At 30.1% G+C, this 23680-nt stretch carries 23 protein-coding genes; 10 read left to right on the top strand and 13 right to left on the bottom strand.

Features of this window, described 5'->3' with window-relative positions; genetic code table 11:
- Positions 1-113 precede the first annotated feature (113 nt).
- Both ACIQ56_RS04475 and ACIQ56_RS04470 read right to left on the bottom strand, forming a co-directional pair.
- On the bottom strand, positions 114-1199 hold the full coding sequence (locus ACIQ56_RS04475; RefSeq protein WP_397599872.1) for a hypothetical protein: 1086 nt from the start codon (positions 1197-1199) through the stop codon (positions 114-116).
- 850 nt (positions 1200-2049) lie between these two features.
- Positions 2050-2280 carry a hypothetical protein gene (locus ACIQ56_RS04470; protein WP_397599871.1) on the bottom strand — a complete coding sequence of 77 codons (231 nt, stop codon included), beginning with the start codon at positions 2278-2280 and terminating at the stop codon, positions 2050-2052.
- 546 nt (positions 2281-2826) lie between these two features.
- Here ACIQ56_RS04470 and ACIQ56_RS04465 point away from each other — a divergent pair.
- Entirely contained in the window at positions 2827-3594 is a 768-nt protein-coding gene (locus ACIQ56_RS04465; protein ID WP_397599870.1) for a substrate-binding periplasmic protein, read from the top strand.
- A gap of 1 nt (position 3595) precedes the next feature.
- Here the strand turns inward: ACIQ56_RS04465 and ACIQ56_RS04460 are convergent, their stop codons facing one another.
- Positions 3596-4096 (bottom strand): hypothetical protein, encoded by a 501-nt coding sequence (locus ACIQ56_RS04460; RefSeq protein ID WP_397599869.1) that lies wholly within the window; start codon positions 4094-4096, stop codon positions 3596-3598.
- A 24-nt stretch (positions 4097-4120) separates the two neighbouring features.
- A complete protein-coding gene (locus ACIQ56_RS04455; protein WP_397599868.1) occupies positions 4121-4621 on the bottom strand; it encodes a hypothetical protein in 501 nt (166 codons plus the stop codon).
- A 352-nt stretch (positions 4622-4973) separates the two neighbouring features.
- Between ACIQ56_RS04455 and bla the strand changes: the two genes are divergently transcribed.
- Positions 4974-5738, top strand: coding sequence for a subclass B2 metallo-beta-lactamase (gene bla, locus ACIQ56_RS04450; protein WP_397599867.1), 765 nt, complete (start codon positions 4974-4976; stop codon positions 5736-5738).
- Positions 5739-5778: 40 nt separating this feature from the next.
- Here the strand turns inward: bla and pckA are convergent, their stop codons facing one another.
- The 3 genes from pckA to fusA form a co-directional block, all read right to left on the bottom strand.
- Positions 5779-7347, bottom strand: a complete 1569-nt coding sequence (pckA, locus tag ACIQ56_RS04445) for a phosphoenolpyruvate carboxykinase (ATP) (RefSeq protein ID WP_397599866.1) — start codon at positions 7345-7347, stop codon at positions 5779-5781.
- A gap of 311 nt (positions 7348-7658) precedes the next feature.
- Positions 7659-7985, bottom strand: a complete 327-nt coding sequence (locus ACIQ56_RS04440; protein WP_397599865.1) for a c-type cytochrome — start codon at positions 7983-7985, stop codon at positions 7659-7661.
- 29 nt (positions 7986-8014) lie between these two features.
- Positions 8015-10084, bottom strand: coding sequence for an elongation factor G (fusA, locus tag ACIQ56_RS04435; protein ID WP_397599864.1), 2070 nt, complete (start codon positions 10082-10084; stop codon positions 8015-8017).
- A 329-nt stretch (positions 10085-10413) separates the two neighbouring features.
- Between fusA and ACIQ56_RS04430 the strand changes: the two genes are divergently transcribed.
- From ACIQ56_RS04430 to ACIQ56_RS04420, 3 genes are read left to right on the top strand one after another with little or no spacing between them, the layout of a single operon-like run.
- The gene (locus ACIQ56_RS04430) at positions 10414-10764 is read left to right on the top strand and encodes a hypothetical protein (protein ID WP_397599863.1); all 351 of its coding nucleotides are present in this window, start codon (positions 10414-10416) and stop codon (positions 10762-10764) included.
- A gap of 42 nt (positions 10765-10806) precedes the next feature.
- A complete protein-coding gene (locus ACIQ56_RS04425; RefSeq protein WP_397599862.1) occupies positions 10807-11604 on the top strand; it encodes a hypothetical protein in 798 nt (265 codons plus the stop codon).
- Positions 11605-11609: 5 nt separating this feature from the next.
- Positions 11610-12311: a methyl-accepting chemotaxis protein gene (locus tag ACIQ56_RS04420; protein WP_397599861.1), complete on the top strand. Its 702-nt coding sequence runs from the start codon at positions 11610-11612 to the stop codon at positions 12309-12311.
- Here the strand turns inward: ACIQ56_RS04420 and ACIQ56_RS04415 are convergent.
- On the bottom strand, positions 12308-13045 hold the full coding sequence (locus ACIQ56_RS04415; protein WP_397599860.1) for an SCO family protein: 738 nt from the start codon (positions 13043-13045) through the stop codon (positions 12308-12310). The genes ACIQ56_RS04420 and ACIQ56_RS04415 overlap by 4 nt on opposite strands.
- A 198-nt stretch (positions 13046-13243) precedes the next feature.
- Here ACIQ56_RS04415 and proC point away from each other — a divergent pair, with 198 nt between their 5' ends.
- The gene (proC, locus tag ACIQ56_RS04410; RefSeq protein WP_397599859.1) at positions 13244-14128 is read left to right on the top strand and encodes a pyrroline-5-carboxylate reductase; all 885 of its coding nucleotides are present in this window, start codon (positions 13244-13246) and stop codon (positions 14126-14128) included.
- A gap of 200 nt (positions 14129-14328) precedes the next feature.
- Positions 14329-15573, top strand: a complete 1245-nt coding sequence (locus ACIQ56_RS04405) for an acetate/propionate family kinase (RefSeq protein WP_397599858.1) — start codon at positions 14329-14331, stop codon at positions 15571-15573.
- Positions 15574-15607: 34 nt separating this feature from the next.
- On the opposite strand, the gene ACIQ56_RS04400 is transcribed toward ACIQ56_RS04405, so the two are convergent.
- Both ACIQ56_RS04400 and ACIQ56_RS04395 read right to left on the bottom strand, forming a co-directional pair.
- Positions 15608-16312 (bottom strand): hypothetical protein, encoded by a 705-nt coding sequence (locus ACIQ56_RS04400; RefSeq protein ID WP_397599857.1) that lies wholly within the window; start codon positions 16310-16312, stop codon positions 15608-15610.
- A gap of 143 nt (positions 16313-16455) precedes the next feature.
- Positions 16456-17397: a phosphate acyltransferase gene (locus tag ACIQ56_RS04395; RefSeq protein WP_397599856.1), complete on the bottom strand. Its 942-nt coding sequence runs from the start codon at positions 17395-17397 to the stop codon at positions 16456-16458.
- A 198-nt stretch (positions 17398-17595) separates the two neighbouring features.
- Between ACIQ56_RS04395 and ACIQ56_RS04390 the strand changes: the two genes are divergently transcribed.
- Positions 17596-18294: a hypothetical protein gene (locus ACIQ56_RS04390; protein ID WP_397599855.1), complete on the top strand. Its 699-nt coding sequence runs from the start codon at positions 17596-17598 to the stop codon at positions 18292-18294.
- Here ACIQ56_RS04390 and ACIQ56_RS04385 read toward each other — a convergent pair whose 3' ends face one another.
- From ACIQ56_RS04385 to ACIQ56_RS04375, 3 genes are all read right to left on the bottom strand, one after another.
- The gene (locus tag ACIQ56_RS04385) at positions 18295-19245 is read right to left on the bottom strand and encodes a hypothetical protein (RefSeq protein WP_397599854.1); all 951 of its coding nucleotides are present in this window, start codon (positions 19243-19245) and stop codon (positions 18295-18297) included.
- A gap of 107 nt (positions 19246-19352) precedes the next feature.
- Positions 19353-20723, bottom strand: coding sequence for a 16S rRNA (cytosine(967)-C(5))-methyltransferase RsmB (gene rsmB, locus ACIQ56_RS04380; protein WP_397599853.1), 1371 nt, complete (start codon positions 20721-20723; stop codon positions 19353-19355).
- A gap of 43 nt (positions 20724-20766) precedes the next feature.
- A complete protein-coding gene (locus ACIQ56_RS04375) occupies positions 20767-22071 on the bottom strand; it encodes a tetratricopeptide repeat protein (protein ID WP_397599852.1) in 1305 nt (434 codons plus the stop codon).
- Between the two features lie 164 nt (positions 22072-22235).
- On the opposite strand from ACIQ56_RS04375, the gene kdsB reads away from it, so the two are divergent.
- Entirely contained in the window at positions 22236-23102 is an 867-nt protein-coding gene (gene kdsB, locus ACIQ56_RS04370) for a 3-deoxy-manno-octulosonate cytidylyltransferase (RefSeq protein WP_397599851.1), read from the top strand.
- A gap of 115 nt (positions 23103-23217) precedes the next feature.
- Positions 23218-23592 (top strand): hypothetical protein, encoded by a 375-nt coding sequence (locus ACIQ56_RS04365; protein ID WP_397599850.1) that lies wholly within the window; start codon positions 23218-23220, stop codon positions 23590-23592.
- Positions 23593-23680: the final 88 nt, after the last annotated feature.

Raw genomic sequence — 23680 nt, 5'->3', positions numbered from 1 at the left:
ATTTTTAAACTCAAGAGAATATTGACTTTTAACTGATTTCTTCTTTAACATTGGACAACCCTTCTATATGAACGCCTAAGTTCATAGCATATTGTCCACCAAAAGGAATCACTTTACACCAAACTTCCCGATTTACGATAGATTTGATCAATAATAAATTCAGGTTTAGTATCCTTAGTATAACTTGCAGTTGAAAATGCTTTACCTTCGTATGGTTCTAAACCAGGGAAAAAATCAGAAGGTATTCTATTATTTTTTCCTGCAGAAAATCCTCCTTCCTGAATGATTTCAGCAGGTGATCTTGATTCAATTCGGTATAAATAAGTATCTGGTATTGTTCTTACGATTTTTATTTTATTTTTTAATAAAGATACTGCTAAGCCAGAAGAAGTAGAAGGACTTTTATTAGATAAAAGTGAACTTTGACTCTCGCTATCCGAACCAATGATTTTTAAATGCTCTCCTGAGCCCTCTGGATTTATGCTTGGTTGTGAAATGCTTGTTTCTTTATTTAAAGAAGACAAATTTTCAAGTGAACCTAGTGATGAAGCTGATGGTGTTTCAACAGAAATTCCGCCACTGCTCAAAGGAGAGAGTTCAATAGAAGAAGTGCTACGAGGAGAAGACAAAGAAACAGTTGCTAAAGGATCAATGATTGCAGCTTTTGGTGGGGTAAAAGGATATCTATTTGGCGTAGGACCACTCGTCGCTACACCAATTCCAATATCAGCAATTAAATTACCAACAGATTGCTGATTTTTTATATGATGACCATTTGGAGTATTCCAATTTGGGCAAATAAAATCATCAACAATAATATATCCCCAATCTGTTGCAGCAAGAGAATAACCAGCAACACCAACGTAACGATAATCATTACCAAAATTTTTTTGGCAAGTTGATATGAAACTATTACAAACGGATTGGGCATTTTGATAATTATTTTTTTCTAATTTTAGACCATCATGCAAATTGATATCTGTATCATTGACTATGTATAAGGACCCTTTTAACCAATAATAACCATGATAAGATTCACCTAATTCATATTTTCCATCTCCTTGTGAAAGTTTTAACCATTTAGCATCCCATGTATTATTTTGATTTACACAAAAAAGATCAGAGCCAGAAAAAGATTTATTCACGTACAAAAAAGATAAAAATATAAAAACTGTTAATTTAGACAGTTTGTAAAACATATATTTTCCTATTCTATTGTTATTGAAAATAAAATTGTATTAAATATTTAAATGAGAGAATTATATTAATATAGCGCATTATTTAAAGCACTATATGGAAACTAATATAAAAATATTTTATTTTCAATTTTTATTTCACTTTTAAGTTAATTCATTAAAACAAAAGTACTATTTTATAAAAAAATTATAATGAACTTTTGTATACCAACAATTATTTGTATATTTTTGGATTACAAAGCTTTTTTGTCCCGAGCTAATTTTCTTGAAAAAGGAACATCATACCCCATAAATTTATATTTATATTGTTTCTATTTGATTTTTAATAAAAAATTATTTATTAAGAAATTTTCTTGGACCCGGATATTTCTTATTTCTCTTATAAAAAAATCTTTAATTTTATTATATCTTGTTTTAATTCTGTTTGGAATGCTAGAACTTTTTTTATAATAATTCAGTCGTTACTATTATGAATTTCACTTTTAGTCTGAATATATCTAATCACTTATAAAGCATTCATTTTATTTCACTCTTTATTTACTAATCTAACAGTGCATAAAAAATCATTTCTCTTGGCATATAAAACCATTCAGGCGAGTTTTCACAATTATAAAATGAACCATCTCTTTTAATATCACAAATAGATATATTATTACTTATAACATTTGCCATATAAGCTGTACGGTTATGAATTGACATTGACCAGACTAAATTATTATCATAACCAGTAGATTTGCAATTCTTAGTTACGATTTCTAAATGAAGAGAACAATAATATACTCTTTTATCATCAGATAAATATAAAAACCCGTTATTAATATACAGAAAATTATGAATATGAGAGCCAATAAATTTAATTTTTTTTTATATGTAATGATCCATCAATATGAGTTTGATATATTTTTAACAAATTTGAATTACTCATGACATAAGCGTAATTATTAAAAAATTGAATACTTGACGGCAATAAAACATTTATAATATCTTTACAGTTTTCAAAATGTCCATACCTATTTACAAAACAAGAGGTAACTATATTTGCATCCATCCTTGTTAAATAAACAAATCCCTTATGAAAAGTCATTTTAAAAACATCATTATATTTTGATATTGTGAAGAATTTTATTATTAAATCTGAAGAATTTAACGGACAAGCTATAATACCTTGATTCTTAGATGTAACATAAGCAATTAAGTTTTCTTGTAGATTAATATCAATAGGTATTTAAAATAAAAATATATTTTGGAAGCATTTTTCAAAGCCACCATCTAATTTTAACAAACATCTTCTTATTGAATTATTGCATCTATTTACAATATTATCTTTATGATGTTTTATTTTATCTTGATTAATTTAGAACCTCACTAAAAAACTTTTATTATTTTCGTAATCACATAAATAAATATCCATTCTTTCGAATGGTTCGATATATTTAATCTTTAAATGAAGTTTTAAATGCAATTTAATCCATTCTTTAAAAACCGTGCTCTGATCCGATGTGAGAGATCTATCCATTTCCATATAAAACAGAATTTTAGATAAATTATGGACACACACTTGAATATAACTTTAAATTTGAGATAGAATTTAATATTAAGAAATCAATTCATTCATTTTTTAAGGATATTTATGTCAAATTTAAATAAGATTTTTATATTATTGTTTTTATTATTTCTTAATATTTTCAATACAGCATATGCAAATGAAGAAAAACTCATTATTGTTACAAGACTTTATCCGCCTTATATTTTCCCAGAAGGCGAAGATGTAAAAGGAATATCCGCTGATTTAGTAAAATATGTGTTCAATAAAATGAATCAAAAATTTCAAATTATCATTCAGCCTTGGAATCGTTCTCATGGTGAAATCGAGTCTGGGAAAGCTGATATTATTTTTACAGTTAATAAGTCTCCTGAGAGAGACAAGATTATGACTTATAATAATGAACCCCTTATTCTCCAAAATATGTCTTTTTATAAAAAAAAGAAAAATAATGCCATATTTAATGGTGATTATAAAAATTTAAAAAACAAAACAATTGGATATGTGAGAGCTGCATACTATGGTGATACCTTTATGAAAGGAATCAAAGATAATAACATCGTAACAGAAGAAAGTTGGGATTATGAAAAATGCATCTTAAAGTTACAATCAGACAGATATGATGTCATTGTAGGAAGTGAGAAGGTTGTTGAATATTTAATGAGAAATTTAAAAATAGATCGTAAAGAATATGTAAAATTACAGCCAAAGGTAGAAACAATTACAAGTTTTCTTGGATTTAGTAAAAAGAAAGACTACACAAAAATAAAGACAAAATTTGATGAAATTCTTTTAAAAATAAAAAAATCAGGTGAATATGATAAAATCATAAAAAAAAGCATCAATTTAGAATAATTTATTCTAAATTTAAATTGATACTAGTAGGATATATGTTGCTATCTTCACCCCAACCCACATTTGAAAATTTAATAAATACTTGATTTTTTGCGTCTTTAAAATACTCTAATTGAGCATGCAGTGCGGGATTAAGCATTGTTTTTTTAAAGGCACAAATAGTACCTATTTCCTTTCCATTTAATTTAATTGTTAAACCAGATCCTTTTATAAAATTTGTTCCTAAAATATTTATTTCTGAACAAGGTTTAAAAGTTTCAACAAAAGTAAATTTTTTATTTTCAATTAAAATTTCTTCATTATCACAAATATCCATTTTCTTTTTATGATCTAGATTATATTTGTTTCCTAAAGAATAATCAGAATTTTGCGACGTAAAAAGAGAATAAGAAATTGTTTGACCCGTTGAGTTTATTACGTCAACTTGAAAGTAAGCATGTGTATGAATACTATAAAATAATAATGGTACAGATATTATTAATTTCTTAAGAACAAACTTCATAAACACCTCACAATATAATAGACTTTAATAGTCAACTTTAAAGTCTATTGAATTTGGTAATAATTCACTATTTTGCCACCATCCTATATTATAAAATTTACCTTGTATTTTATTATCATCTCCCCTAATAAACTCAATTTTTGCATTTGTACTTTTATCAATTAAAAATTTTTTGTTTGCACAGATAGTTCCAATTTCAATTTCATTGATAACTAAAGACAAACCCCATCCATGAGGATACTTTCCTCCAAAAATTTGTATCCAAGAACAGGGAGTGTTTGTATCTACAAAATTTAATCTATGTTTAAATTGAAGCAATAAGTAATCATAATCACTAAAACTATTTACTTCACCTTGATTCAGTATATAAACAGCACTTTTATTTTTATCTGTTAAATTGATTTTCTGCATTACAACTACATTATTATCATAATTATTTAAAAATTGAACATGATAAGATGCAGAGCAATTTAACGAATAAAATAGAAAAGAAGAATAAATTAATTTTTTTAATACTAATTTCATAAAATCTCCAAAATTATTAAATTTTAAAAACTATTATTAAACTTTAATTTGAATTCAAACAATATTATTTAAATATTTATCCTTAGCAAGAGTATAAAAAATATTTTTAATATTATACTTTAATTATTGATTTATCAAGAATTTTTCTATTTATTTAAATTAAAATAAAGCTCAAAAAAAAAGCAAACAAATCTTATTAATTTTTTTCTAAATAAAACATTTCTTAACTTTAATGGATGTTCATCCTATTTTTTTAAAATTTGAAGATTTGAAAATTATAATTTTCTTGAATATATTTTAGATGCTTTACAAAAAAATATTAATAAAACTCTCCAGCATTTAGGATATTACTATGAAATTTAAAAAAATTAAAGTTTGTTTATCTTATTTATGCTTTATTATTTTTACTCATGAGTCATTCTCTGTACAGCTTTCCCTAAAACATTTAAAAGGCCCTCTTTATGTTGTTGAGGATGATTATTTTTATAAAGAGAACTCCATGATCTATATTGGAGAAAAATATATTACTATAATAGGTGCCACATGGACATTGGAAACAGCCTTACTTTTGGATAAAGAAATAAAAAAAATAACTTCAAAACCAATTTATGAAGTGATTAATACAAATTATCATCCAGACCGCGCAGGTGGGAATGACTATTGGAAAAAGATAGGCGCTAAAATTATTTCAACCCAAATGACTTACAACTTAATGAAAACCGATTGGGAAAAAACAATTGAATTTACCAAAAAATCGATCCCCGATTATCCAAGATTGCCTTTAAGTTTACCAGACAATGTTTTTCAAAATAACTTTGTTCTACAGAATGGTGATTTACAATCCATATATACAGGCTCATCACATACATATGATGGTATTTTTATTTATTTCCCAAAAGAAGAGGTTCTTTTTGGAGGGTGTATATTAAAAGAAAAAATTGGTAACTTATCTTTTGCAGATATAAAAGAATATCCTCGGACAATTGAAAAATTAAAAAATTTAAATCTTAAAATTACCCAAGTTATTGGTGGTCATGATGAACCAATTCATGGACCTGAATTGATTGATAATTATAAAAAACTAATTGACGATCATAATAAAAATCACAAAGAGTAGATCAATTCTACTTATTTGATCTACTCTTTGTTATGAACAACTAAACTTGAGGTCCTGCCTGAGAAATTGATGAATTATTTTGAATTTTTTTGAAGTTATCAATAAACATTTGAGCAATTTTTTTACGAGAAATATCAAATTGCTCTTTGTTACTCCAACAATTTCTTGGGTCTAAAATTTCACTAGGCACCTGATTTATTTTCATAGGTATCATTAAATTAAAAACATCGAAGTTTTTAAATGTTTCATCTTTTAAAGAACCATCATGAATCGCATCAATAATAGATCTTGTATATTTTAATGAAATTCTTTGCCCAGATCCATAAGAACCTCCTGTCCACCCTGTATTCACAAGCCAAGTTTTTATTTTTGGATTCTTTTTCAGTTTTTCATGTAATAATTCAGCATATTTTAAAGGAGGAAACACCATAAAAGGAGCACCAAAACAAGCTGAGAAAGTAGCAACAGGTTCTTTGATACCAACTTCCGTTCCAGAAACTTTTGCAGTATAGCCACTCATAAAATAATACAATGCCTGTTCCGAAGTTAATAAACTCACAGGCGGAAAAATACCAAATGCATCACAAGTTAGAAAAATAATATTAGATGCGTGAGAAGTAACACATGGAACTTTCGCATTTTTAATATAGTTAATTTTATATGAAACTCTTGTATTTTCTGTAATAGATAAATCATTATAATCAGCTTCTCTTGTTTTTGGATCTAAAACAACATTCTCTAACAAACTTCCAAAACGAATTGCTTCAAATATTTCAGGCTCTTTTTCAGCGGATAAATGATCACACTTAGCGTAACAACCACCTTCAATATTAAAAATGCCATCATCATGCCAGCAATGTTCATCATCTCCAATAAGTTTACGATTTGGATCGGCAGAAAGAGTTGTTTTTCCAGTACCAGATAGTCCTAATAAAACAGTTACATCTCCTTTCTCGCCCTCATTAACGGAACAATGCATAGAAAGAACGTTCTTTTTAGGCATTAAATAATTCATTATCGTAAAAATACCTTTTTTCATTTCTCCAGCGTATTCAGTACCTAAAATAATAATTTCTTTTGCTTCTAAATTTAAACACACACTCGCTTTTGAGGTAACTCCAGAGACCTTATCATCAGCCGATTGAGCGCCTGCATTAAAAATAATGCAATCTGGTTCGCCAAAATTTTCAAGTTCTATTTTAGTTGGTAAAATAAACATATTTGAAACAAATAAAGCATGATAAGGTCTAGAACAAATAACTCTGACTTTAAGTTGGCAAGATTTCTCCCATCCAGCAAAGACATCTAAAACATAAAGTTGTTTTTGTTTTTTAAAATATTCAAGCGCAATTTTTTTATTTTGCTGAAATGCTTCGTCTGTCAGAGGAATATTTACATCACCCCAATTTACATCTTTTTCACTTTCAGGATGCTTAACAATACGTTTATCCTTAGGGCTTCTTCCTGTTTTTTCACCCGAGCTAGCAGATAGAGCGCCCGTTGAAGAAATTACAGAACCTTTTTCAAATTTAATCGCATGTTCGTACAATACAGCAGGCAATGCATTGTGAAATATTTCTGCATTATTAATTCCAAACTCATTAAGCATTTAATCACCATCCTTATAAAATTTTTATATTTAGGTATTTTTAAAAATAAACTCGAAATTATTAAAAAAACACCATTAAATTTTAATAATCTAATGTAAAACATGTTTTAGTTTTTTATATTTTAATTATTATTAAAATTTATATAATACTTATAAATTTTAATAATAAGTTCCTCTAAAATAAAATGAAGAAAACCAAAACAATAGTCGAAATTACAATACGAATAAATTAGAACTAACACTTCAAGATGTCAAGTTAGAATAATGATTGATAAATTAACAGGAGAGTTACTTTAATATCTATATTATATTTAATTTTTATCGAGAGCTTCCATAATATATTTAGCTACAGCCTGTTTTTGTTCAGCAGTAAGACTCGTTCTATAGTCAGGCATCATATCTTTTTTACCTGCATTTGATACATCAATAATTTGCTTTTCAGAAGATTTTTTTAAAGGCTGTAGTTTTTTTGATAAATTTTCCCCAACTGGTCCATCTCCTTTTCCAGTGCTACCGTGACATGATAAACATTTATCATTATAAACCGTTTTTCCTTGAGAAAGGAGTTGATCATTTTTATCTGCATTTGCATTTAAATTCATAAAAAAGGAAAAGATGATTATAATTCGAAATCTCATTTTATTTCCTTTCTAAATTAATTAAAATTTTATAAACCTAGTATCTTATCCTGTAAGTTTTTAGGTAACACTTCATAATGAGAAAAGTGCATAGAACTACTAGCACGCCCTTGAGATAAAGAGCGTATATCCGTTTCATAACCAAATAAACCGGATAATGGAATATTTGCATGAACAACTTGCAAATGCCCTCTTGTGTCTAAACCTAAAACTTGTCCACGACGGCTGTTTATATCTGAAACTATAGTTCCACTATAGTCCGATGGTACAACAACTTCAACCTTCATAACAGGTTCCATCATGACAGGTTTTGCTAATGTCAAAGCATTACGAAGGGCATTACTTGCAGCTACTTTATAAACAACATCATCAATAGCCTGAGTATCAAAAGAATAATCTGTTACAGTAACTTTTAAATTTACTAAAGGATAACCACATAAGGTACCACTGCCAACCGAGCCTACCAAAGCTTCTTTTATTGCTGCAACTATATTTGCAGGAACCATAGATTTACTAGGTACATTTACTTCTACATTTGTTTTATCATTTGGTTCTATGGATAAAGATACTTTTGCCGCAAATGTTTTATTTTGAACTGTTCTTGAGAAACTTTCACTTGCTTTTGCAGGAATAGAAATGCATTCGCGGTAAGATACTTGAGGATTTCCAACATTTGCATTTACTTTAAATTCGCGTAGGAGTCTGTCTGCTATAATTTGAAGATGCAATTCTCCCATACCAGAAATAAGAACCTGACCCGTTTCTTCACTTGTTGATACTTTTAAAGAAGGATCTTCTTGCGCTAATTTATTTAAACTTTGTTGAAGTTTGTCTAAGTCACCACTGCTTTTAGGTTCAATTGCTAAAGAAATAACAGGATCGGGAAACTTCATAGATTCATAGGCAATGGGATCTTTGATATCACAAAGAGTATCTCCTGTAGTGGCAAATTTTAAACCTACCACAGCAACAATTTCGCCTGCCGATGCAAACTGCAATTCTTCTCTATCATTTGCATGCATGCGAAGAATTTTTGTAATTCTTTCTTTTTTATTTTTAAGCGTATTTAAAACAGCATCACCTGTTTTGATCGTTCCTGAGTAGATACGCATAAAGAAAAGTGCACCAACAAAGGGATCACTCATAATTTTAAATACAATTCCTGAAAAAGATTCTTCTGGTGTGGGAGCACGCTTGCCAGCAGCGACAATTCCTTCTACTTCAGCACCTTCCACAGGAGGAATATCTAAAGGAGAAGGTAAAAAATGAACAACAGCATCAAGCAAGGGCTGTATTCCTTTATTACGAAAAGAGGAGCCTAAAAATATTGGAATAATTTTAATTTCTATAACCGATTTACGAAGTGCCTTTTTAATTTGATCTGCTGTTACCTTAGCATCTGATAATACAGCTTCTGCTAAAGTATCATCAAAATCGGCTAAATTTTCGATAAGTTCTTGTCTATAAATATGAGCATCATCGAGATATTCTTTTGGAATTTCTGTAACTTTAGGAGCAGCGTCTTTATCTTCAGTCAACCAAACGTAAGCTTGCATTTCAATAAGATCTATCACACCCGTAAATGCACTTTCCACACCCATTGGGATTTGAGCAAAAACGACATTTGCATTTAATTTTTCACGCATTGAGTTTATACACATTTCAGGATCGGCGCCAACTTTGTCCATTTTATTTAAAAAAGCGATTCTTGGGACATGGTATCTGTCTGCTTGTCGCCAAACGGTTTCGGATTGAGGCTCTACCCCATTTGCGGCGTCAAAAACAGCAATCGCCCCATCGAGGACACGAAGAGATCTTTCAACTTCAACTGTAAAATCCACATGACCAGGAGTATCGATTAAGTTTATCCGATAATCCTTCCAAAATGTTGTTGTTGCAGCTGAAGTAATAGTAATACCACGCTCTTGTTCTTGAACCATCCAATCCATCGTAGCTGTGCCTTCATGGACTTCACCAAGCTTGTGACTTCGTCCTGTGTAATACAAGATTCTTTCCGAAGTTGTTGTTTTACCTGCATCAATATGAGCCATAATCCCAATATTACGATATTTACTAAGGTCTTGTGGAGCTGATGACATAGCTTATGGTCTTTCAAATAAAATTTTAAACGTAGATTTAATGAATATAGAAAGTAATTTCAATATTCTTGCATGGGATTAGGTATACAATTTATCAATAAAAATCAATAACTCTGTTTTAAGGGAAAGCAGGGCAAATTTTAAAAATATCCTTAATTTTAATAGATAAAAGAGTCTTGAAAAATAATGATATTAAATTTTATTATTTCATAAAAATGAGGTTTAAATTATTAAAATACATATATTGAAATCTTAATTTTTGACATTTTGATTCCAAGATAACAAAAATTGGATACAATTAGTTTAGTTAATAAAATAGGAGTCAAAATATGTTCAATAAATCGAAACGTCGTTATTCTATCTTTTTTCTTATTCCTTATTTTTTAATAAATTTAAATTCCTATGCAGGAACATGCACCTTACATATAACAAGGACGGCATGCCCTGGTATGGAAAAAGATAGTTATGCAAAATGTGGTGGCAATGCGAGCTGTGATGAAAATAAAAAAACAGGAAGTGCGGATTCTTGTGCAAAAGCAGCACTAGAAGCATGCGATAATGTTGCCGCAAGACAAAAACAAACAAAATCAAAAGAAATTAAAGCCGATTTTGATGGCAAACCCTTAGAAGGTGGCAAAAATTTTTGTGAACCAAACCGCCCCGATTTTAATAAATGCTAATATAAAAAAATAAATTTTATTTATTTTTAATTGGAAAAAAAAATGAAATTATTTAACAAGCTTTCACTTAAAGCAAAGCTCTTTTTCTTTAATGGAGTATTGGTCTTTTTTCTAATTACAGTAAGTATTGTTGCTCAAGTTGGAATACATTCTAGCAATATCACAATAGAAGAACTTGCATCTAATGAATCTTCTCATTGGTTAAATCAATCGTTAATTGTGAAATCGGATATTCAAGCTTTATTAAGACTCGCGTTTGAACCCTATACTATTTCAAAAGGAGTTACAGGCTCTCCTATTAAAGATGTTAACGATTCTTTAAACACATTCAATCAAAATTTAAATAAATTTGCAGCAGAAAGTAAATTCACTCCTGAAGAACAAGAAAAGTACAATAAATTAGTTACAGGCTGGAAAACACTTCGTGAAGATATAAATAAAACTTTAGAAAACATTCAAAAAGGAATTTTAAAAAGAGAAGAAATAAATTCTCAAATTACTAAAATTGAAGATGCTTTTTTAAATGTAAATGATATATTGAGCGATATTTTGGGGGGAATAAGAAAAAAAACATTAACACTCCATACTTCTGCTCAAATTAAAGAAAAAATATACTTTATTGGACTTATTTTATTATTTGTTTTGACATTATTAATTTCTGCATTTAGTTTTATTTTTTCTATAAGACTAAATAAAAAATTTAAAAATATAAGCAAAGAACTGTTTGAGAGGTCAAATGAAATTACAACAGTTGTTACTTCTTTAAAAAAAGTTCCGATTCTCTTAGCCATGCAATTACAGAACAATCCCATTCAATTCATGACACTACAGCTGCTATAAATCAAATGACATCAACAGTTAATAACACCACAGGAAATACTAAGGAATTATATGAGGTTTCAAAATCATCTTCTGAAAAAGCAGAAAATGGAAAAATGATTATGACTCATCTTGTTACTTCAATGGAAACCATTCAAAAATCAAATGAGCAGTTACAGGATATAAGTGAAATTATTGTTCAAATAAACTCAAAAACAACTGTAATAAATGATATTGTTGCAAAAACAGAATTACTCTCTTTAAATGCATCTATAGAATCGGCACGAGCGGGTGAACAAGGAAAAGGCTTCGCCGTTGTTGCAGAAGAAGTAGGTAATTTAGCAAAAATAAGTGGTAAATCAGCTAAAGATATTCAAGATTTAATCACTAAAAGTGAAGAACAGGTCAATAAAATATTAGAAATTACAAAAACTAGGGTGATTGAAGTTAAAGGCGTGACAAATAATGCACAAAAATCTTTTGAAGATATATCACAAAATGTAGATTCTTTATCTTCATTTATTGAGAAAATTACCATGGCTACACAAGAACAAGAAATTGGAATTAAACAAATTTCTTCAGCAATGGAACAAATTGGAAAATCAACACAAAATATTCAGTCATCGATTCAAGTTACTTCGGAATGCTCTGAAAGTTTAGTAAAACAAGGAATTAAATTAGATTCTTCTTCAAAAGAAATTGAAGTTTTAATTAATGGTAATCATTAAAATGACGATGCATATTTTCCAGTTTGTATTTGAAATTTTTTAAATTTTGTATAAATTTTTTCAAAAAATGAACCCAACTTCCCATTTGAAGATTCAACTAAAGCATTTTTTATATCTTGTGGATCATAGACAATTCCATATAAATATCTATAAAAAGTTCCATCATTTTTTATAAAAAATAAAGCTGCACCATGAGAATACTCTCCTGTATGAGGATCTAATTCATAGTAAAAATTGAGATCTTTTAAAAACACATTAATGTTTTTGCTATCGCCAACAAGAAAGTCCCATTTTGCATCTTTTTGACCTGTTTTAGGAACCCAAACTTTTTGTTTTTCTTTTGCAATTTCATAGGTATCATAAGGATCAAAACTTATTGTTGCAATCCTAAAACCGCTGCCAATAGGCCAATCCATTTTTTTCAATGTAGTTGCTAAGTTTACAAATTGAAATGCACACATTGTTGTACATTTAAAATAATTCAATGTGAAAATAACAACTTCTTCATTTACAAATAAATCTTTTAATTTAATTTTTTGACCATCTTGATTTGTAAAAGTAAGATTTAAATCAATTTTTTGATTTAATTTTTCAAAAATTTCTCCATTGGGGATATTTTTATTTACCGTAACTTCTTTAGAAAAAACAGAAACGCCTAAAATCAATTGAAAAAACGAAATTAATATAACATTTAAAAATTTATATTTATAATCGCATTTTTTAATTATATTCATTTACTTTGTTTCCTTTTATGATTTGTAGAATCAATATGCAATCCATTTAAGCATTGCTAGAAAAATAGAATTTATCGAATCCTTAATTTATTACAAGGGAATATATATAATTCATTCTTATTTATATGCAACAATATGTTGCTCTAAGTTGTTTCAAAAGATAGAATCCTCCTGTATTAGAATAGGGGGATAATATTTGTGAATAAAATACTTTCGGGTAAAATTGTTGTCATAGGCTTTGGTAATATTGGCAAAGCACTTGTTAGAGGGTTACAACTAACTGCTCAAGATGTCGAAATATTTGTCTGTGATAGAGGTGAACTCAACCCCAATGAAGGATACCCAGAAGGATTAGATTTCAACAAGTTGAATTATTTAAACTATGAAAGCATTCCCAACTTAAAAAATAATTTATTTCTTACTGAGAAAGACACCATTATTTTTTGTGTTAAACCACAAAACTTTATGGAAGCTGTTGATCGCTGGAAACCCGTCTTTCTTGCCAATCAAGATTTCCCATTAATAATTTCAATATTAGCTGGAACACCAACAGAACTTATTCATAAATATTTTTCAGAAGACTGTCCCGTTGTGCGCTGCATGCCAAATATTGCTGCTACAATTGATTATTCAGCTAGTGTTTTATGCGCAAGTAAAAAAACTCCTCAGCATTATCTAAATAGAGCTAAAATTATTTTTGATGCCGTTGGAAAAACATGGATTGCACATGAAGAACAACTCGATGCCGTAACAGGATTGAGTGGAAGTGGTCCTGCCTACATTTATATGGTGATAGAAGCTATGGCAGATGGAGGGGTAAAAATGGGTTTACCCAGACAACTCTCTATTGAGCTTGCGACTCAAACTGTCTTAGGAGCAGCAAAATTAGTCCAAGAGACACGAATCCATCCTGCTGTTTTAAGAGATCAGGTAACAACTCCTGGCGGAACGACAATTAGTGCAATTCATGAACTTGAAAAATTTGGATTAAGACCTATGCTCATTTCTGCAGTAGTAACGGCATCTGAAAGAAGCGCAGAATTAGCAAAAATTGTAGAAGAAAAAATAAAAGATCAAAAATAAAGTTATATTAGAGCATAATTTATCTTATTTGATTGAAACAAAAATTTGACTAGAAAAAAATTTATCAATAAAAAAATAGATTAATAAGTTTCTTTCCTTTAAACCATATAAATAAGATGAAAAAGGTTTGCTTGCATTCCTTAAAAGAATCATTTTATTTTTAATACATAAAAATATGAACTTGGGGGTAAACAAATCAAATGAATATACTCGTTATCAATAGTGGAAGTTCTTCCCTTAAATTTCAAATTATTGAAACAGATCAAAATAATATTGATTCGTCTACCGATAAAATAAAAGTAAAAGGTTTAATCGATCGTATTGGAACACAAGCTCTTGCTAAGATAACAGTTCCAAATGGAGTTGAAATAAAAGAATCCATCGCCATTCGCGATCATTCTGCAGCACTTGATTATATTTTTCGCAAAATCACTTCGGGGACATTAAATATTGATGGTATTTTTTCTTTGTCTGATATTAATGCCGTTGGTCACCGTGTTGTTCATGGTGGAGAAAAATTTTCTAAATCTGTTCTTGTTGATAAATCTGTTTTAAAAGAAATTGAAGATTGCATTGATCTCGCACCTCTTCATAATCCTGCAAATTTAAAAGGGATACAAGCAACACTTGCTTTATTTGGCGAAAAAATGCCTCACGCTGTTGTATTTGATACGGCATTTCATTCAACTATACCAGAAACAAATTATTTATATGCGTTACCTTATCAATATTATAGACGCTACCGCATTCGTAAATATGGATTTCATGGACTCTCTCACCGTTACGTAAGTTATCGTTACAGAAAACTTGTTAACTTAGAAAGAAATCAGCTCAACTTAATTACAATTCATTTAGGAAATGGCTGTTCTATTTGCGCTATCAAAGAAGGAAAATCTTATAATACTTCTATGGGTTTTACACCGCTCGCCGGCTTAATTATGGGGACTCGCGCTGGAGATATTGATGCCTCCATTCCAGAATTTTTAGCCCATAAAGAAGGAATTACTTTATCAGACATTGATATCTTATTAAATAAAGCATCGGGTCTTCTTGGGATTTCAGGTTTAACAAATGATATGCGTGAACTTTTAGATGAAGAAAAAGAACATCACGATAGAAGAGCAACTCTTGCTATTGACATGTTTACCATGAGAATTAAGCATTACATTGGTGCTTATCTTGCCGAAATGGGCGGTGCCGATGCCATTCTTTTCACAGGTGGTATTGGAGAAAACTCCGCAGAAATTAGAAAAAGAATTTGTGAAGGATTGCAATTTTTAGGCATTGAACTAAATGAAAATTTAAATAAAGAAAAATGCTTTGGTGCTGAAGGAAATATTTCTTCAGATACAAGTAAAATTAAAACATGGGTAATCCCAACCAACGAAGAACTTATGATTGCTCGTGATACTTTTCGTTGCGTAACAGGATTACCCGCATTTTAATTAAATTAAAATGCTATTTCGTATTTTTAATGAATTAAATACTAAATATTAAGTTTAAACTTGAGTTTACATCAACATAATTTATAGTTTGGTCTAGACCTAAATCTTTTTTGTTAGAGATATTCATAGAGTGAACTGTTGCACCTAATCCTAAGCCCATGCTAAAAGTTTCATTAAATTTATAGGCAGCAATACCATTTACACCATATGAAATATGATTATCAATTGTAAGTGTGTTTTTTTGCTCATTAGATGAGTTTAGAGTTACAGAAGTAAGATCAGCTGAATTAAATACGCCATAACCAACGTTTGCTAAAGCATAAACGTCTAAACGTTTTGCAGGAGTAAATTTATAACCACCGGAAGCTTTCACAGATAAGGAAAACATATTTAATATAGCATTGGATTCATAATTATTTAACTTTACAATATTTTTATAATGTAACATATAATTATCTATTCCACCACCAATTACAAAAGATCCGTAATCCGATTTATTTAAGGAATAAAGTGCAACTCCTTGAATAGCTGCTGTTCTTAATTCATCTTGGTATTTTACCTTTAATTCTGACATTTCAAAACTACTATATGCTGAGTTTTCTAAATTGATTAAAAAGTCAACTCCTACTTTTTGCTCTTCTTTTTTATTATTATCAGCATGTTCATGTCCTTCATGAGCCATTGCATTTGAAACTAAAAAAAACGAAACCATTGAAATTAAAGAATTTTTTAACAACATATTATTCTCTCCCTTTAATAATACTCTTTATGAGCAAACAAATAGATATCAAAAAATTTGAATTTAAGAAAATAAAAGGGAGGGATTTATTTTTAAAATAATTATTTATCAATATTTTTATAGGATTATATTTATTTAAAATTTCAACTTAATGCTAAAGTTAAAGCAACCGCGTGAGCAATATCTTCTGCCGATGCGCCTCTTGACAAATCTGAAAAAGGTTTTGCAGCACCTAATAAAATAGGCCCCCAAGCTTCAGCACCACCAATTCTTTGTGTAATTTTATAACCAATATTTCCTGAATCTAAATCGGGAAAGACAAATACATTTGTTTTTCCTTGAACTTTACCATCTGGATTTTTTCTTTTTGCTACAGAAGGCACGCAAGCAGTATCAAATTGGACTTCCCCTTCTGCAATAATAGAAGGATATTTTTCAACAAAAGACTTATAAGCATTTCTTACTTTTTCCACATCGGGGTGTTCTGCGCTTCCCACTGTTGAAAAACTTAAAAAAGAAACAAAAGGTGTTTTCCCACTCCAAAAAGCAAAAGCTTCTTGTGATAAATAAGCTATGTCAACAAGTTCGGCACTACTCGGCTGCGGAATAACACCACAATCTGCAAATAAAACCAAACTTTCCCCACCAGGAGTTACTTTAGGGAGAGCGAGTAAAAATCCGCTTGTAATCACTTTTGTTTGTGGCTTTAGCCCTACTGTGCTTAAAGCAGCTCTTATTACGTGAGCTGTAGAATTCACACAACCAGAAACGACGGCATCGACTTCCCCTAAATATAATTTTGCTCCGCCTTCAAATGTAGGATCCGATGCCAATGGCTCTATTTTTGAAGATAAAGGTTTCCCCTTTTTTTCAGCAATTTTTTGCATTACATCTAATGTCTTTTGTTTGTTATTTTCCGCTTCGTTTTTATTTCCTAAAAAACATTTTATATTTAATTCATTTTTAAGTATTTCTGCAGCTTTTATAACTCTTTCATCCTCTCCTTCTGGTAGCGAAATTCTTTTATTTTTAGCGCGTGTAAAAATATTTTCTTTGGCTGAATCAGATAATGTTTGAAACAACATAATAAACTCCTTTATTTTCTTTTAAATATAAAAACAGGAAAGACTTGATATTGTTTTAAGACATATCAAGTCTAAACTTTAAATACGATATCACTAAATTTAAATATTTATATACATTAAAATATCTTTGCGAATGAAATTAATTATGTTACTTTTAATCGTTGAATTCTTTATTTATTTTAAAACACAGGAATGATTATGAATTTTATAAAATTAATTATATTTATTTTAGTTAATTTCATACATTTTCAAATATTCGCAGATAAATTTATTATAAACACACAAGATTGGCCGCCATATCAAACGATAGAGAACAACTTAGTAGGAGGTTCTGCTACTAAAACATTAGAATGTGTTTTAAAACAAATGAAAATCGATTATCAAATCCATGTTTTGCCTTGGAAAAGAGCGCAGGAAGATGTAAAATTAGGCAAAGCCCAAGGCTTTTACGCTGCAGGAATTACAAATGAAAGAAATAGCTTCGCCATACCCACAGAAAAAATAGCAAATTATAAATGGATTTGGATATTAAATAAAAACTCAAACTTAGATCCGACTAAAGCAGAATTTAGAAAAAAAGCACTCCTTGCTGCAAAATTTGGGACTGGCCCAGAAACTTTTTTAATGGAAAATAATTACAAACTTGTCGCCTCTCCTAAAGAAATTCATAATCTTTTTGAAATGCTTCAAAGAAAACGTTTCGATGCTTTTCTTTCACCAGAAGAACCTGCATTAGAATTTTTGAAAAAAAGCCAAATGAGTAAAAATAATTTTAAATTTATTTTTCATTCAAATAATGATTTGGTTTTTTACTTTTCAAAAAAATATATAGAAAATAATAAAAACTCTATAAAAGTTTTTAATTCTTATTTAAAAAATTGTAGTATTTCTGATTGATTATTCTTTATCAATATGGATAATATCTAAAGCTTTTGGTGACTGATTTTTTGCTCTTTTTTTCTTAGAAATACAAATAACAATACCAACATCTGTTACTTTACCTTGAGATATAAATACAGACAAAATATTCGCTCTTTGTAAAATCATATACATACCTAATCCAGCACTCACATCTCTTTCACCTAATTGATGAGATTCTTGTGTTCCTGTTTTAAATATAAATTTAACATATTTAGACATTATTTTAGGATTTAATCTTCCAAAGTTATCCCTTACAGAAATAGCAAGATCTTTTCCATTAAATCCCCATTCTAATCGCACTTTTTCGCTATCATCTAAATCAATTGGTATTGTTCTAGAACTTTTTTCGTGCTTTGGATTGGCATCCCAAATCGCATTCATTAAAAGCTCTTCTTGAATTTCAACAGCATATTGAGCAAATGTAGGATTTTGTTGCCCAACAAATGGCTCTATTTGCTCAAAGAATTTCTCCATTTCTTCAGCTAATTTATTTCTTTCACGTGAACTTTTAACATCAAACGTTTTAATAATAGGTAGTTTTACACCAGAACTGTGTTCCGATTCTTCCATAGGGATTAAGGCACGAACTCCAGTTAAATCTTGAGTAGAATTTGCTGATCCTTTTTTTAAAATCCATTGGCGTTGTATTGCTTGAAAAACTCTGTCAACTAAAAAATCATTTTCATTATATACAACATAGTGATTGAAACCATCAATATCAGCTTGCCCTTTAAATTCAGGTATTTTTACAACACTAGAAATTAACATATTTATGGCTGATTTTGACTTTTTATTATGTTCATCTGTTAAATATAAATCACAATCATCTTCTTTATCAGATAATTTGAAATTTTTATCGATCATATCCTTAAGAGGGCTCTTAATATTTTCATCTGTTACATTTAGATAAACTTTAAAGTTCTCCAAGGGGATCTCCTCATAAAACACACATTATGTTACGTTTCGATTTTATATAAAAAATCTTAACTTTGTTGGTGTCAAAATGATGTGCTAAAGGGAGATATCTTGTTGTTTTAAGAGTTTCTTTTTAAAACGACGCCAAAAAAGCCGTCAATGTCGTCTGGGTTACCAGAATAGATAAGAAGCTCATTTTCACGAGTAATATACTTTTTGTAAAAATCATGAATACGATCCAGTGGACATACTTTTTCATATTCAGGATGTTTTTCTAAGAAATTGTTTATTTGATGAATTGTTTCCTCTAACTCAAAACTACAAACAATATAGATAAGCTCCCCGCCAACCGCTACGTTTTTCGAAAGACCATCTAAAAGACGAGCCTGTTCGATAGCACAGTTTTGAATATCACTTGGAGTTCTTAGCCATTTGATTTCAGGGTGTCTTCGGATCACTCCCATAGCAGAACAAGGGGCATCTAATAGAATCTTTTGAAAAACTTTTCCTTGGCATTGTTCTACGACGTCGCCATGTAAAATTGTTATTCCTTGTAGACCAACTCGTTCAAAGTTTTCGCGGAGTATTTTTAATCTTTTTTGAGCAAAATCGCAGACGGTTAAATTTTCAGCTGCAACACCACTTTCCCAAAGATAGATCGACTTGCCACCTGGCGCTGCACAGGCGTCAAGAACAGTGTCTGTCTGAGAAGCTTGTACTAAACTAGCCGAAAGCTGCGCTGCTTCATCTTGAACAATGTAACAACCTTTTTTAAAAGCTTCACATTCATTAAATTTAGGCAAAGATTCTATCCGCAATGCTCCTGGTAAAGGTTGCCAAGAACTTTCCACAGATTGTGTTTTTAATAAATAGGTAGCGAGATCGGACTCGTTATTTGGTAATGGATTTTTTGTTATTAATTTTAAAGTATTTTTAGGAATACGATTATTATTAGATAAAAGATATTCAAATCTTTCTAAGGAAAGTTGTTTATGCCAACGTTCTACCATCCATTGAGGAAAAGAATGATGCATAGAATAATATTCTACAGGCTGCGTTACTTTATCTGGTTTAGGAAAATATTCCGATTTTTTTGCAACTCTTCTTAAAATAGCATTTACCAAAGAAGCTGCATTAGGTACACCAACTTGTTTAACAGCCTCAACGGTTTCTGAAACAGCAGCACGCTCTGGAACTCGATCCATATAATATATTTGATAAGTCCCAATTCTTAAGGCATTTGCCACTCGAGGATCCAAGCTTGAAAAAGATCTGTCCAACATATGGGACATAATCCAATCCATTTTAGCAAGCCATCTTAAGGAACCAAAAACCATCTCATAAATAAACGCTTTATCTAAAGTTCGAAGATTGGGGTGACTCGCAAATAGTTTTTCAAGAGCAACATCAGAATGGATATTACGGGTCAAAACGTGTGTTAAGGCATCAATGGCAATTGCCCGAGTGAGCGAGCCAGTGCGTGTTGACATAGTTTAAACTCCAAAAAATTAATCTTTGACTTCACATTCTTGCCTAGGAATGCTCAAAGTTTGGCATTATTGTTAGTTTGAGAGTCTCTTCAGCGTTGCAGTGCAAACACTTCCAGGCAAATGAAGAAAAAAATGAGCCACATTTCCCACATTTATGAGAAGAATATCCAATTCTAGCTGCTTCATCTTGTCTAAAAACAAAATTAAAATAGCTTTGGCTTTCTCCTAATATAGCAAGTACATCTCCTAAAAACCTGCTCTTTTTCAACTCAGGTGAGTTCTGTATCAGAAGAGCGGCATGAAAGATAGATGCCCAAAGGTATTTTTGTGTATTTAGATCAATTTTATCCTTATTTAGAACTCTTTTAAATTCATTTTGTACTATTGCATAACTTTCTATTGCTTCTTTTTCATTACTCATTTTTGAAATGACAATGGATAAATATTTTGCTCCTGCTGCAGGTGATATATTTGTATTTTTATAAATTTCAATTAATGCCTCTAAATCTGATGCCAATGCAGTCCACATCATTTTAGGATCATGAGAAATTTTTTGCCAAAGCTCATGGCTTGTGACTTGCCATAATAACATCATTGCTCTGGCCGAATTACGTTCCCAACGTAAGGCCATGCGTGCTAATTCAATCGCTTTTTCTAACTTTTCATTTTCATGAAATTGCATTTCACCAATTTTACATAAAGAATGCGCTATATTTAATTTTAATTTTGAATCGAGAAACCCTTTATAAATTGATAATGCTGTATACAATTTCTCTGGAAAATACCCTGTGGAGCAAACTTTTAAAATATGCTCTAAAACCTCGCTATTTTTAGGAACTCTTCTAAACAATTCAATCGCCGTATCAAATGCCCTAACTTGTAAACCAATAGAAGCATATACCTGAGATAATTCAAAAAGAGCTCGGTGTGTTTCCTGTTTTGAAACATTTTCATTGGTTAATATTTCAATATAAATTCCAATGGATTCTCGTGCATTGCCAATTTGAAAATAGTTTCTTGCTAAAACAAAGGCTTCTGACAAAATGATAAAACTATTTTTATCTTGTTTATAGGCCCCTAATTCAAGCTCTTCATTATTTAATAAAATAGGATCTTGGTTTTCTGCTAATATTTTTAGATTTACAGATAAATTATTTTCTAATTTTTTATCATTAGGGGCGTAATGAGAACTTTTACGAAACCTTCTACGAAAGGTTCTCCATAAAGAAGGAAATAAAATACCAAGAACAATTCCAACAGAAAGTCCCGCTCCCACAAAAAAGCTTGCTTCAAAAGTGTCCCACATTGGCAGCCCATCATTGCCTGTTGAGGTAATTTGTCGTGCCACTCATGATCTCCTTTGTTGAGCTTTAAAAAACGATAGCATATGTTTAAACCTTTGTCGTCTCATCATTAGCCTTAAAGATTAATATTATGTAGTTTATTTTTTGCAATGATCGAATCAAATCAGGTTGAGATAGCTTGATTTATCTCAAACCAAAGGAGAAATCGATGAATACTATAGGTTCAAATCAAGAGAACAATTCCATATATATCGTAATACCAGCCAGATACGCATCAAGCCGCTTGCCTGGAAAACCTCTGCTTAAAATTTCTTCTAAATGTATTATTTCACACGTTGCATCAAGAGCAAAAATACTTGCAGATAAACTAAAACAAAATTCTCATGTAAATAAAATACATCTTGTTGTTGCTACAGATCATCAGGGTATTTTTGATGAAGTAAGCACTCAAAATATTACTTGTATTATGACTTCTCCAAATTTAATAAATGGGACAGAACGCGTCTATGCCGCCATTGAAAATTTAAATCAAAAAAACAAGTTAAACGAAAACGATCTTATTATAAACATTCAAGGCGATGAACCTTTTTTTTCTATTGAAGATGTAGAAAACCTTGCTATTACAATGTTAAAAAATAATGAAGTTCCTTTAGGAACCCTTGCTTTTAAAAGAAATGAAGCCGAATTATTTTTTAGCAGTTCTGTAGTTAAAGTAACAAAAGATGCAAATCAACTTGCTCTTTATTTTTCAAGAGCTCCTATTCCATATCCAAAAGAACTCCTTGGTGCAACAGGTCTAGACTGGCTAGATAAAATAAATAATATAAAAGAAATCTCTTTTTTACATCATGTTGGAGTTTATGCATTTCGTTATCACTCGTTATGTAAATTTGCTAAAATAATAATGAGCAGTAATTTAGAGATATGTGAAAGTCTTGAACAATTAAGAGTGCTTGAAGCTGGTTGGAAAATATTAGTTACAGAAGCTACAAAAGAACCCTTTGGCATAGATACACCCGAAGATTTAAAAAAAGCCGAATTTCATTTTCAAAAAATCAAAGACACCTTATTATGAAAAAATTAGTAACATTAAAATATTTTCAATATATTATTTTCAGTTTTTTTTAGCATTAATTCCTTATAAATCGTATTCTGTTCCAACAAGCTTTTTAAAAACAAATACAGGAAATATGCGCGATACGGAATGGGAAAGATTAGAATCGTCTCATTTTTCTATTTATTACCCAAAAGAGGCTAAAAATATAGGTAAATATTCATTATATTCTGCTGAAATAAGTTATCCATATCTTTCCTTATTACTTGGTGTAAAATTAAAAAATAATTCTAATAAAATACTAGATAGTCAAAAAGATCGAACCTTAATTTCAAAATTTGAAAGAGTTCCTTATATATTAGGAAATATTTCCGATGGCGCTGGATTTGCAAATCCTGTTTCCTTAAATATTGAAGCACAAATGTTACATTCAAGAACAGCTTCGTTTTTTCAACATGAGCTTGTCCATAGATTAATGTACGAACATAATGATCCTCCCCTAAGAAAGTAGACACCCAGATCCGAAAAAAACTTATAGGAAAGAGGTGTTGAAATGGTGTTAACCAAAAGAAGGTATACAAGCGAATTCAAGCAAGGGG

Origin of the sequence: Silvanigrella sp. (assembly GCF_044369315.1) — a bacterium.
Lineage (GTDB): Bacteria > Bdellovibrionota_B > Oligoflexia > Silvanigrellales > Silvanigrellaceae > Silvanigrella.
Note: the sequence above shows the minus strand (reverse complement) of the source record. Positions and strands in the feature narration are given on the sequence as shown.

What these genes read in the sequence shown, in the direction of transcription:
- ACIQ56_RS04420 (WP_397599861.1), top strand. Translation starts at nt 11,610, where the DNA reads ATGACATCAACAGTTAATAACACCACAGGAAATACTAAGGAATTATAT.
- fusA (WP_397599864.1), bottom strand. Translation starts at nt 10,084, where the DNA reads ATGTCATCAGCTCCACAAGACCTTAGTAAATATCGTAATATTGGGATT.
- pckA (WP_397599866.1), bottom strand. Translation starts at nt 7,347, where the DNA reads ATGCTTAATGAGTTTGGAATTAATAATGCAGAAATATTTCACAATGCA.
- ACIQ56_RS04425 (WP_397599862.1), top strand. Translation starts at nt 10,807, where the DNA reads ATGAAATTATTTAACAAGCTTTCACTTAAAGCAAAGCTCTTTTTCTTT.
- ACIQ56_RS04390 (WP_397599855.1), top strand. Translation starts at nt 17,596, where the DNA reads ATGAATTTTATAAAATTAATTATATTTATTTTAGTTAATTTCATACAT.
- ACIQ56_RS04460 (WP_397599869.1), bottom strand. Translation starts at nt 4,096, where the DNA reads ATGAAGTTTGTTCTTAAGAAATTAATAATATCTGTACCATTATTATTT.
- kdsB (WP_397599851.1), top strand. Translation starts at nt 22,236, where the DNA reads ATGAATACTATAGGTTCAAATCAAGAGAACAATTCCATATATATCGTA.
- ACIQ56_RS04470 (WP_397599871.1), bottom strand. Translation starts at nt 2,280, where the DNA reads ATGACTTTTCATAAGGGATTTGTTTATTTAACAAGGATGGATGCAAAT.
- ACIQ56_RS04440 (WP_397599865.1), bottom strand. Translation starts at nt 7,985, where the DNA reads ATGAGATTTCGAATTATAATCATCTTTTCCTTTTTTATGAATTTAAAT.
- ACIQ56_RS04430 (WP_397599863.1), top strand. Translation starts at nt 10,414, where the DNA reads ATGTTCAATAAATCGAAACGTCGTTATTCTATCTTTTTTCTTATTCCT.
- ACIQ56_RS04415 (WP_397599860.1), bottom strand. Translation starts at nt 13,045, where the DNA reads ATGAATATAATTAAAAAATGCGATTATAAATATAAATTTTTAAATGTT.
- rsmB (WP_397599853.1), bottom strand. Translation starts at nt 20,723, where the DNA reads ATGTCAACACGCACTGGCTCGCTCACTCGGGCAATTGCCATTGATGCC.
- ACIQ56_RS04405 (WP_397599858.1), top strand. Translation starts at nt 14,329, where the DNA reads ATGAATATACTCGTTATCAATAGTGGAAGTTCTTCCCTTAAATTTCAA.
- ACIQ56_RS04475 (WP_397599872.1), bottom strand. Translation starts at nt 1,199, where the DNA reads ATGTTTTACAAACTGTCTAAATTAACAGTTTTTATATTTTTATCTTTT.
- ACIQ56_RS04465 (WP_397599870.1), top strand. Translation starts at nt 2,827, where the DNA reads ATGTCAAATTTAAATAAGATTTTTATATTATTGTTTTTATTATTTCTT.
- bla (WP_397599867.1), top strand. Translation starts at nt 4,974, where the DNA reads ATGAAATTTAAAAAAATTAAAGTTTGTTTATCTTATTTATGCTTTATT.
- ACIQ56_RS04400 (WP_397599857.1), bottom strand. Translation starts at nt 16,312, where the DNA reads ATGTTGTTAAAAAATTCTTTAATTTCAATGGTTTCGTTTTTTTTAGTT.
- ACIQ56_RS04365 (WP_397599850.1), top strand. Translation starts at nt 23,218, where the DNA reads ATGCGCGATACGGAATGGGAAAGATTAGAATCGTCTCATTTTTCTATT.
- ACIQ56_RS04455 (WP_397599868.1), bottom strand. Translation starts at nt 4,621, where the DNA reads ATGAAATTAGTATTAAAAAAATTAATTTATTCTTCTTTTCTATTTTAT.
- ACIQ56_RS04395 (WP_397599856.1), bottom strand. Translation starts at nt 17,397, where the DNA reads ATGTTGTTTCAAACATTATCTGATTCAGCCAAAGAAAATATTTTTACA.